This is a genomic window from Brasilonema octagenarum UFV-OR1, assembly GCF_963888615.1.
Lineage (GTDB): Bacteria > Cyanobacteriota > Cyanobacteriia > Cyanobacteriales > Nostocaceae > Brasilonema > Brasilonema sennae.
This window is the reverse complement of sequence record NZ_CAWPKW010000110.1, coordinates 1-11,305: the sequence shown is the minus strand read 5'-3', so window position 1 is coordinate 11,305 and position 11,305 is coordinate 1. Positions and strand designations below refer to the sequence as shown.

Sequence of the window (11,305 nt, the reverse complement as noted above, 5' to 3'; positions counted from 1 at the left end):
GCTGCGCGAACGGGCACGGCTTGAGGCCGAACGGAGACGCTACGCGAACGACGCCGCTCAGCTTCCGCTCAGTCGAACGCTGAAGCCTTAACACCCGCCTCCTTCAGGGCTTGCTCAAGTTGAAAATAAAAGCTGCTGAAATTTTTTTCTGCTAGGTACTTGCAAAATTAATAGAACTTTGCTACATTTATTAATCGTGGGAATCAAAGATTCCACGCCGGGATAGCTCAGTTGGTAGAGCAGAGGACTGAAAATCCTCGTGTCACCAGTTCAAGTCTGGTTCCTGGCATTATCTCAATAAAACCATAAGCTGTAACCCTTGATATTACGTTAATAGCCTATCTGCGCTCAACTCTTTGGCTACAGATGCCCTTACAACTGTAGACATACCTTCATCACTATGTCACTAGAGGCTGGAATACCCATCACTCATGTAGCTAAATGGGTTGGCAACAGCCCCGAGGTAATATTAAGACACTACGCAGGCTGCTTAGGTAACTTAGAAGTACCTCTGGTCTGAATATTGGGTCTATAAAGCTGTCAGGTTAGTCATCATCATCATATTCCTCACAGTCTGCTTCTAAGTCCCTAGCGATAGTCATTTTCTCTTTGATAGTTTCTAGCGCTTTTTTCGCTCGTTCATTTATATACCTATCGTAGTATTCCATTGTAAATATGGCACGACATATCAAGTCTATTTCTTCATTGCTTAGTTCTAATATTTTGAGTTCCATATTATGCCCGTCAGGATAACGACGGTATCTTTTATTGTTTTCAGGGTAAAATACGCCTATTTCTGATACTGGAGCTTGTCTCAGTTTTATTCTGAGACTATCAATAGCCTGAATACCTATATCATTTAAATACTTATCCAAAAATAACCATCTACCCAAGGCACGATAAATAAGCTCCGTTTTTTCTTTATGTAGCTCTAACCTTTTGACTTCCATATAGTAGTTAGTGGTAAACACGTATACAGTATAGCCAAAAACAAACCCGTCCTTGTCGTGGATGCTAACCTAGTATGTGGACAGGTTTAACAGAATGAGGATGGATGGTTTAGATGGCTATCACCGCGATATTAACCGACAGTGAAACTAGGGAAGAGACAATACTGGACTTACAAGATACTTAAGCTTTTGAAGCTATCTGTTATGAAGCCTAAAAAGTATAAAATAACACTCAAAGAGGACTACTCAGAGCTTGAGGATAAAACAGAGGCTAAGGACTTAGTTACCCTGTCTGAATGGCTACTAGAGGAGAATATAGACCGGTCCATTAGTGACAAGCACAGGCTAGCTAGACTCATACCTACTAAAGTACCGACTGGTAGGATTTTCAAGGGTTCTGTCTCAAGTGGCAACGTTGCCAAAATCTAATTTTGAAAAAGACGTGAAAAACCTTCTTTGTTGTAAGCTTCTGCAAGATCTGGGTTAAGACGCATGGCTTGCTTGAAATCCTCTATCGCTCCTTTGTCGTCTTTCTCTTGCAAACGCACTAAACCCCGGTTGTTGTAAGCTAAGGCAAGATCTGGCTTGAGTCGAATGGCTTGTGTGAAATCGGCGATCGCCTTTTCGTAGTCTTTGGCATTTTGTGTCTTCTGCAAAGACTCTGGATTGATGTATAACACAGTGGGTATGTTGGAGTTGAGGCGAATAGATTGATTTGCGGGGGCGAAGTCCCCGATCTTATCTTCTTGTTGCACACGCACCAAACCCCGGTTGTTGTAAGCTAAAGCGAAATCTGGTTTGAGGCGAATTGCTTCGTTGTAATCTGCGATCGCTCCAGTATAGTCTTTCTGTTCCTGTCGCGCGTTACCCCGCAACGTATAGTACAAATGTGCTAATTGAGGAAAAAGACTGATGGCTTTGTTGTAATCTGCAATTGCTCCTTGTTGATCTTTGAGGATAAATCGAGCCTTTCCTCGTTCACTATAAAACCACGCGTTATCAGGCTGGAGTCGCAAAGCGGTGTCGAAATCTTCTGTAAATCCCTGTTGGGAAGCCATCATAGCATTGACAATTCCTCGACCAACATAAGCGGGAGCATAGTTTCGTTCTAGGCGTATTGCTTCGCTATAGTTTTCCATTGCTGTTTTGTAGTCTTTCTGAACAGTCCGCACATCGCCCAGCTTTTTGTAATAAATATAAGCTGATTCCGGAGCAAAACGAATCGCTGCGGTGTAATCTTCAATAGCACCCTTGTCATCTTGTAAAATAGAATGCGCAATACCGCGCTTATTAAAAATAGCTGCTGAGTCAGGTTCAAGGCGCAGTGCTGTCTCGAAATCTTTGATGAATGCTTTGCGGTTTCCCATCATGGCGTAAACTATGCCGCGATCAACGTAGGCATAGCCATTATCACCTTGAAGAGTGATAGCCTTATTTAAATCCTCAAGTGCTCCTTGATAATTTTCTTCGTTAGACTTGGCGATTCCACGTCGTCGATATGCAAAGGGATTATCAGGTTGAAGCCGCAAAGCTTCGTTAAAATCTTTAATTGCTTGGGTGGTGTCTCCAATAGTAGTTAAAGTTTCACCCCGAAGAATATACTGCAAAGGCTGAGGATTAATTTTAATCGCTTGATCGCAAGCCTTAATCGCTTTTGAGTAATTTCCTAATTCACCCAAAACACTACATAGTCCTCGATAAGCCATGAACTCATCTGGCTTGAGTGAAATCACTTTCTCCAAAGCTTGGCGTGCTTCTTCGTATCGATTCAAGGCAAAAAGCGTATCACCAAGTTCACGCCAAGCTGGATCGTATGTTCGATTATACGCTCTTGCTTTGTTAAAAGATTCAAGTGCGTCTTTATATTTTTGCAGTAGACGTTGTGCGCGTCCCCGTGCATACCAAGCTTGATAAAAGTCTGGCTTGATTTTGATGGCTTTGTCAAAAGCATCTACTGCTTTTTCATACTTTTGCGATCGCAACAATTTATTTCCATAACTAAGCCACTCAAATTCATCCGAATTGTCTTTCGGTGATGCTACATTCAGAGCAGATGAGATTATTGCATCTTGCTGTGGAGCGCTCAATCGCGGTGGCAAAGTCGTGTGTTTCTTAAGATTGAGTTCCAATTTATCTTGTTGTACCAGTGCCAAAAACGTATGAATTGGCACACCCAAACTGTAACCTAGTTGAATTTCCCGTGCGTCACCAGTTTTTTGTTTAATTAAAGTTGGTTCACCTTCTGCTGCTGTATGAATCCCAATGACTCGACCCAAACTATCTAACACTGGGCTACCACTCATACCTTTATCGGTGGAATTAGTATAAACCAGTTCATAACCAAAAGCAAAAGAACGAGAATCTTTAACGCGATCAATTCCCCCACCATAAAGCAAGCCAGCACTAAATTGACGTTTTGCTTGTGTAGTAGGATCCTCAGATGTCGGGATTCCAGACACAAAAACGATTCTGTCTTCATTTTCCAAGTCATAATCAGCCAGAGTCGCCACTTGGTAAGTTTGGTTGCTGGTGAATTCCAACAAAGCTAAATCTGTCCCTTCCCAGGTTTTCACCCCCGTTGTGTTGACTGAATACTGCTGATTATCTGGGGTAACAATTTTCAAGTTGTTCTTGTTTCGCACCACATGACCAGCGGTGAGGACGTAATATGTGTTACCTTGCTTATTAACAATCACTCCCGAGCCATGACTGCTTTCCCAAGTGATTAACACCGTAACTTCTTGGGCAATTTTGTCTACCAGACTTGCCACCAAGGGCGTCGAGTTTGGTGCTGCTTGTTTAAGTGTATTTCTTGCTTGAGGGATTTCTGGTGGAATAATTGGGGGGTCGAACTGCGCTAATGTTTCAATGGGGACTCCCCAACTTGAGCGTTTCATCCGTTCACGTAAGGCATCATTAGGTTGAGAGCCATCCTCGTACATATAAGGATCGCCCCACAGAGGTTGAGCATGAATACCATTGACACCAATAACCTTACCTTCATTATTTAACACCGGTCCGCCGCTCATGCCCTTTTCAATTTCATTGGTGTATCCAATCCGGTATCCCCCTTTCAAAGGGCGTTCTAGCAACAGGGAAACACGCCCACTCGTTGTAATCATCTGCCTTGACACAGATGAATTCTCTTCAAAAGGAAACCCTGCAGCTAACAGTTGATCGCCTTCTTGTAAGGTTGAGGAATTTCCTAAGGAGGCTACGGGGTAGTTTCCTGGTGCACGAAACTGTAATACACTCAAGTCTTTGTTATCATAATTAATATTCTTGAGCAACTGTGCCGGATAATTTCGGCCATCCGATGTATAGATCAGATGTTGTTTGCCTGTTTCCAGAACGTGTCGACTGGTGAGAACTGTATACAGTTGACCTTCTTTCTGAATCAAAATCCCAGAACCGCCGTTGTTCCCTGAAATAATTTTGACAGTAATAGATTGAGCAAGTTTCCGCAATTGTTCTTGTGACAATTGTGAGACTTGCTGCTGAGCAAATAGTTTGGCACTAGAAATATTCAGAGGAACACTTTGTACTGGAAGCATCCATAATGTGCCCATCCAGACAACCAAAGCCAGTAACCGACAATTCATTTGCTCATATCCCATTACTGTCAATTTATTTATAGGGAAATCTGACCAGTATTTTGATTTTGCTATCTCACTAAGCGCGAACCACGAAAGTTTGACGTATCCAAACTAGGATACCTTACTCAGCGTCACTGCGCTCCTCCCTGAGTAATTGATTCATATCAATATAGGTTTGATGAGATTCATCATCAGATTGAACAATCGGACCACTAGCGGTGTAACCCATTTGTCTGAGATTTTCAATCACTTGACTGGCATCGTCACTTGCTCTGAGTGTGAGTAGCAAGTAGCTACAAGTTCCACCATATCGACTGGCGGCACATAAAACCTTTTGACCATTCATGGTTCCAGTTGTGAGATAGTTTAGCACACCGTCAACAGAAGCACTTTGAAATCTCGCAGAAACAGCCTCACAACGTGCTCTTTGGGAAAATTTATTATTCCAATTTCTTTGCCAGCTAATGAGTGGAATTTTTCTCCCTAAGGCGTTGCGAGCGTATGTTGTTGGTACGCCATCCCTATTTACACCACAAAAGTATGTATTAACTTGAGCATAGGTAGGGTGAATTATAGTAGTAAAATAGCCAAGTGCGATCGCACTGGCAGCTAGCATATTTGCAAATAATTTGGCATTCATGGTAGTGCTCTTGTTCCTAAAACGAAGAAGTTATATTAACTACATGCTTGCAATCAATCAATCGTGAGCTTCTCCAAAAGGATGAAAAAATATTCTTAGTTAATATTAATTAGGGCATTTTTATTGTAATACTTAATTATCGAAGGATTAAAATTTCCAAATATTTTTTTACCTATTCCATTGTCAAGAAAGATACATTTTTTTGTAACTGCGAGGCGTGGATTGAACGATCGCGAAACACAGGAAACAGAAAAAGTTGTTAGACGCATGACAACCCTTAACAATGAGAGAAAGAACTAACAACAAACTCCTAACATCTACTTATGAGCTTCCGTGACGAATTTAAACTGCTACTACGCGCCCGCTACCCTTTGATTTACATCCCAACATACGAAGAGGAACGGGTTGAAAGCGCTATCCGGGAAGAAGCCGCCAATCAGGGTAGTCGTCCAGTGTATACTTGGGATTTTGTGGATGGTTACCAAGGTAATCCGAATGATGCGGGATTTGGTCGTCGTAACCCTCTACAAGCTTTGGAATTGGTGGAAAAACTCCCAGCCTCTGCGTCTGCAGTATTTATTTTGCGAGATTACCATCGGTTTTTAGAAGATGTGGCGATCGCCCGCAAACTCCGCAACTTTGCCCGACTCCTCAAGTCTCAGCCAAAAAATATCGTCTTACTATCTCCAAGAATTGCGATTCCTGACGACTTAACAGAAGTTCTTACAGTTCTGGAATTTCCCTTACCCGCAGCAGCTGAAATTAAAATAGAAGTAGAACGCTTGCTAGCTGCAACTGGTCATTCTCTTCCTACTAAAGTATTAGATGACTTGGTGCGCTCCTGTCAAGGACTCTCCATGGAACGCATTCGTCGGGTTTTAGCAAGGGCGATCGCCACCCACGGAGAATTACAACCAGAAGACGTCGATTTAGTTTTGGAAGAAAAACGCCAAACAATTCGTCAAACCCAAATCCTCGACTTTTACCCAGCCACAGAGCAAATTTCTGATATTGGCGGATTAGATAACCTCAAAGATTGGCTTTTGCGCCGGGGTGGCGCGTTTACCGAAAGGGCGCGACAATATGGTTTACCGCATCCCCGTGGTTTAATGTTGGTGGGAATTCAGGGGACGGGAAAATCGTTAACAGCCAAGGCGATCGCTCATCACTGGCATTTACCTTTGTTGCGTCTGGATGTGGGAAGATTATTTGGGGGTTTGGTGGGTGAATCTGAATCTCGCACACGACAAATGATACAAGTCGCCGAAGCCCTTGCACCTTGCGTTTTGTGGATAGATGAGATTGACAAAGCCTTTTCCGGACTTGGTAGCAAAGGTGATGCGGGAACCACGAGTCGTGTTTTTGGTACATTTATTACCTGGTTAGCCGAGAAAACCTCACCTGTGTTTGTTGTTGCGACTGCGAACGATATTCAAGCATTACCACCAGAAATGCTGCGAAAAGGACGCTTGGATGAAATTTTCTTTGTTGGTTTACCCAGCCAAGAAGAAAGAAAAGCCATTTTTAATGTACACTTATCTCGACTGCGCGCCCATAACTTTAAAAATTACGATATTGACAGATTAGCTTACGAAACACCCGATTTTTCTGGCGCAGAAATTGAGCAAACTTTGATTGAAGCAATGCACATTGGATTTAGCCAAAATCGCGACTTTACGACCGATGATGTTTTAGAGTCTGCCAGTCAGATTATACCACTAGCACGAACTGCCACAGAACAAATTCAGGAATTGCAAGAATGGGCAGCAGCTGGTAGGGCGCGTTTGGCTTCCAAGCATAGTCCTTTAAGCGATCGCATTCAACGCCAGCCCCAATAATAAGTTGGCAGTTATGAATTATGAAGAATCAGAAATTTCATAATTCATAATTTATAGCAGTTGGCAGTTATCAGTTATCAGTTATCAGGTAGGAAACGAACAAAGTCCACCTCTTGTTTACTGTTCACTGTTCCCTATTTCCTGCTATATAATTCAAAATTTGTAGTGTGAGGTTCTGACTATGGTGATTGTGAACGTACTGAAATATACGCTTGGGATTTTATTGGCGATCGCTATTTTAGCTGGGGGCGGATTTGCGACTGCTTTATATGTGATAAATCGAACTACTATAATCCCCCCAAAACCAATTTATGTTAATGATAGCCCCTCTGTGAAAGGAGAAAATCCAAAAACTGTCCCTAAAGGAACCAAAGAAACTTCTACGGTTGCGGTTAAACCTAAAGCCTCAGCCAAACCAACACCCAAGCCTACCCCATCTGCAAAATCATTACCACCTGGAGCTTACCGTGCGCGTATCACCTGGAAGCAAGGCTTAATTTTGCGAGGAGAACCAAAGCAAGAAGCTGAACGTATTGGTGGGGTTGGGTTTAATTCAAAAGTTATCGTTTTGCAAGAAAGCCAAGATAAAGCCTGGCAAAAAATTCGCACTGAAGGTGAAGAAAAAGAAGATGGTAAACAAGAAGGTTGGGTAAAAGCAGGTAACACCCAAAAAGTTGACGAAAGTGATTCACCGCAGAAAGAAAAGCCTGAGCAAAAAAACGATCAATAGTAAATTTTTACATTAAAAGACAAAAATTAACACCATTTTTTCGACATGAAATGTATCTGGAAAGTATCTGCTCGTACGTGAAGTCCTGTGTAAGGAAAGTATTAACTGATAGATATCAAGTTGTGTTCAAAAACCTCACCCTGCCCTGTCGGGCATCCCTCACGCCAGGTGCAACAAGCGCGGCTCGCCTAAGGAGAGGGAAAGATTTTTGCTACGCAAAAACCGAGGGTGAGGTGAAACGTATGAATGCAACGCGCGTATTAACCAGTACCAAACGGGATAGAGATGGCGAGAAATTGTTTGCGAATTCATCATGAGAACGATTCGATTCAACTTTTTTGGCAACTTCGCATCTAAAAAAATCCCTCACCAAAATCGGCAAGGGATAATGTGCATCTTTTTGCTTATATCTAATTAGATGTTGGGGAAATTAACTTATGCAGTTGTGTGGAAGGGATGAAAGCGATCGCACTAAGAAATTGTCTTTAAGGGATTCCCTGGCGACGCAACCCTGGCGGGCTTTAGGCTTGGCATCTAAAAAATTCCCCCACCAGAATTGGCAAGGGATAATCTGTATCTTTTTTTCTTTTACTAATTAGATGCCAAGGAAATTAACTTATGCAGTTGTCTTGTGCGGAGGGGATGAAGGCGATGGCGATGCTTCCCTGCTGCTTTACTGCAGATAGCACTGAGGGGGATGAACCCCTAACACAAATTAGCCATTTCGTATATAAAACTATATATCTGGGATGCACAAATCTAGCTGGGGTGCATGGATCTAATACATTGAGTGACCTTCACTGTTCGTTTTTGGTTTTTTAGGTTCGTGAAGGTCATTTTTTTTGGTTTATAACAGATGAAAATCCAATAAATAATAACCCAGGTAGTGCACCTTTGTTAAGGGGGGTGAGGTAATAGAGCCGCAACTTGGTATTAGAATAATTATTAAAAGGTACTTAACATTTCTTTATATCATGCAGGGAACAACAGCCCCTTCTACAACCCCAATTCCTGGTAAATATTGGCAGTGGCGAGGGCACAGCATTTATTACGTCAAAGCCGGAGAACCAAAAATTCAACGCCCTCCCTTATTATTGGTACACGGTTTTGGTGCATCTACGGATCACTGGCGCAAAAACATCAGCGGATTGTGTAACGATTTTGAAGTCTTTGCGATTGACCTTTTGGGCTTTGGGCGTTCTGCCAAACCTAAATTGGAATACAGTGGTGACTTGTGGCGTGACCAACTCAACGAGTTTATCACAGAAGTGATTGGTCAAAAAGCAGTGTTAGCAGGTAATTCTCTGGGAGGGTATGCAAGCTTGTGTGTTGCAGCACAACGTCCTGATGCAGCCGCAGGTTTGGTTTTGCTCAACAGTGCAGGTCCTTTTAGCGAAAACCAGCCTTCACCAGAACCAGAGGCTTTACAATCTGAAATTGAGCCTCCCAAGCCAAATGAAAAGCTACAAAAACTCCTGGGTGAAATTGTCAAGTGGATTTTGCAACAGCCTTTAGCCCAGTTTCTCTTATTTCAATACATAAAACAACCTTGGGTGATTCGCCAAACTCTAGAGAAAGTTTATCTTGACAAAAGTGCCATTACAGACCAATTAGTAGAAGAAATTTATCGTCCTGCTTGCGACTCTGGGGCTATGGATGTATTTTTGTCTGTATTTAGCACTCCTCAAGGGGAAAAAGTTGATACGCTGCTCAAGCAATTAACTTGTCGTTTGTTGATATTGTGGGGAGAAGCTGATCCTTGGATGAATGCCAGAGAACGTTCAAACAAGTTTCGGCAATATTATCCTGAACTAACAGAATACTTCTTGCAGGCAGGTCATTGTCCTCATGATGAGATACCAGATGAGGTGAACCGTTTGTTGCATGATTGGGTTTTGTCTACAGTTATGAGTTCGTCGTGACTCTGCTGTGAGTTACTGTAGGGGAGCCAGTGCGTTGCGGGGGTTCCCCCCGTTGTAGCACCTGGCGTTGTGTTAGGCGCATATTTCAATATGATTTGTAACGAAAAAGAGAAAAGCCCCTAGCGCACCAATGTATAACTTAACTCGTCTTTCAATGGCTCAAGATAAAGCGATCGCATGCTCGTGATTTGATAGGTTTAGGTGGACAGATTAGTGGTAGTTTCATCCAGAGCATCGCTTTTTGTTATGTCATAGCGTTAAGCTAAAATAACCTCAGAATCTTGCCAAGTTTAGACCGATGCAATTAGAAGATTATTTTGACTTTTTGTCACCCGATGATATTCGTCTAAAAGGACATCGCATTGGGATTGATAATGTGCTTGATTATTATTTGGAAGGATACACACCGGAAGAAATTGCAGCTAATCTGCCTACTCTGGGCTTAGAGCAGATTTACGCTACTATTACTTATTATCTGCACAATCGTGCCCAGATGGATGCCTACCTGTCACGTTTGACAAACAGGCGTGAACAGCGTTACCAAGAATGGATTGCTAATCCTTCACCTTTGGTACAACGCTTAAGAGTATTAAAAGCTCAAAGAACTGAACAGCAGGTTAGTGCTTCGTGAAGGTGCGTTTCTTGCTTGATGAAAATTAGTCTCAAGCACTCAACGACGAGTATTTATAGTGCGATTCAATTACCGCACGATCAAAAATATCCCCGCCTCAAGCAAATTGCGTAATTTCTCCGAACCGTCATTGTACATAGATGATCTACTCCTAAGTGTCGCTCACAAATCTCCAACGCTTGTTTGTACAAAGGTTCAGCTTCTGCGTATCTTCCTTGGGAGTAGTAGAGTCCCGCCAGGTTGTTGAGGCTTTGTGGGATATCGGGATGTTCATCTCCCAGCAGGCGTCGCGATAGTTCCAAAGCTTGTTGGAACAAAGGTTCAGCTTCTATGTATCTTCCTTGGGAGTAGTAGATTCCCGCCAGGTTGTTGAGGCTTTGTGCGACAGAGGGATGTTCATCTCCCAGCAGGCGTCGCATTAGTTCCAATGCTTGTTGGTGCAAAGGTTCAGCTTCTGTGTATCTTCCTTGGGAATCGTACAGTAACGCCAGGTTGTTGAGGCTGAGTGCGATATCAGGATGTTCATCTCCCAGCAGGCGTCGCATTAGTTCCAAAGCTTGTTGGAACAAAGGTTCAGCTTCTGCGTATCTTCCTTGGGAGTAGTAGAGTCCCGCCAGGTTGTTGAGGCTTTGTGGGATATCGGGATGTTCATCTCCCAGCAGGCGTCGCGATAGTTCCAAAGCTTGTTGGAACAAAGGTTCAGCTTCTATGTATCTTCCTTGGGAGTAGTAGATTCCCGCCAGGTTGTTGAGGCTTTGTGCGACAGAGGGATGTTCATCTCCCAGCAGGCGTCGCATTAGTTCCAATGCTTGTTGGTGCAAAGGTTCAGCTTCTGTGTATCTTCCTTGGGAATCGTACAGTAACGCCAGGTTGTTGAGGCTGAGTGCGATATCAGGATGTTCATCTCCCAGCAGGCGTCGCATTAGTTCCAAAGCTTGTTGGAACAAAGGTTCAGCTTCTGCGTATCTTCCTTGGGAGTAGTAGAGTCCCGCCAGGTT

Annotated in this window: 8 protein-coding genes and 1 tRNA gene; 5 read left to right on the top strand and 4 right to left on the bottom strand. The window is 43.0% G+C overall.

Going from position 1 to position 11,305, the window contains the following annotated elements:
• Positions 1–216: 216 nt before the first annotated feature.
• Positions 217–289 (top strand) — tRNA-Phe (locus AC5590_RS08750).
• 256 nt (positions 290–545) lie between these two features.
• On the opposite strand, the gene AC5590_RS08745 is transcribed toward AC5590_RS08750, so the two are convergent.
• The 3 genes from AC5590_RS08745 to AC5590_RS08735 all read right to left on the bottom strand — a co-directional run bounded on the left by AC5590_RS08745 (position 546) and on the right by AC5590_RS08735 (position 5,186).
• The gene (locus tag AC5590_RS08745; protein ID WP_169268505.1) at positions 546–950 is read right to left on the bottom strand and encodes a hypothetical protein; all 405 of its coding nucleotides are present in this window, start codon (positions 948–950) and stop codon (positions 546–548) included.
• 425 nt (positions 951–1,375) lie between these two features.
• A complete protein-coding gene (locus tag AC5590_RS08740) occupies positions 1,376–4,567 on the bottom strand; it encodes a serine protease (RefSeq protein WP_248277407.1) in 3,192 nt (1,063 codons plus the stop codon).
• A gap of 100 nt (positions 4,568–4,667) precedes the next feature.
• A complete protein-coding gene (locus tag AC5590_RS08735) occupies positions 4,668–5,186 on the bottom strand; it encodes a COP23 domain-containing protein (protein ID WP_169268504.1) in 519 nt (172 codons plus the stop codon).
• A gap of 323 nt (positions 5,187–5,509) precedes the next feature.
• Between AC5590_RS08735 and AC5590_RS08730 the strand changes: the two genes are divergently transcribed.
• From AC5590_RS08730 to AC5590_RS08715, 4 genes are all read left to right on the top strand, one after another.
• Complete coding sequence (locus tag AC5590_RS08730; RefSeq protein ID WP_169268503.1) at positions 5,510–7,024, top strand: Ycf46 family AAA ATPase; 1,515 nt, start codon at positions 5,510–5,512, stop codon at positions 7,022–7,024.
• A 181-nt stretch (positions 7,025–7,205) separates the two neighbouring features.
• A complete protein-coding gene (locus AC5590_RS08725) occupies positions 7,206–7,754 on the top strand; it encodes an SH3 domain-containing protein (protein WP_169268502.1) in 549 nt (182 codons plus the stop codon).
• Positions 7,755–8,728: 974 nt separating this feature from the next.
• Complete coding sequence (locus AC5590_RS08720) at positions 8,729–9,676, top strand: alpha/beta fold hydrolase (protein ID WP_169268501.1); 948 nt, start codon at positions 8,729–8,731, stop codon at positions 9,674–9,676.
• Between the two features lie 298 nt (positions 9,677–9,974).
• On the top strand, positions 9,975–10,307 hold the full coding sequence (locus AC5590_RS08715; RefSeq protein ID WP_169268500.1) for a DUF433 domain-containing protein: 333 nt from the start codon (positions 9,975–9,977) through the stop codon (positions 10,305–10,307).
• 80 nt (positions 10,308–10,387) lie between these two features.
• Here AC5590_RS08715 and AC5590_RS08710 read toward each other — a convergent pair.
• Positions 10,388–11,305: tetratricopeptide repeat protein (locus tag AC5590_RS08710; protein ID WP_169268499.1), on the bottom strand; the 918-nt coding region annotated here is incomplete at its 5' end.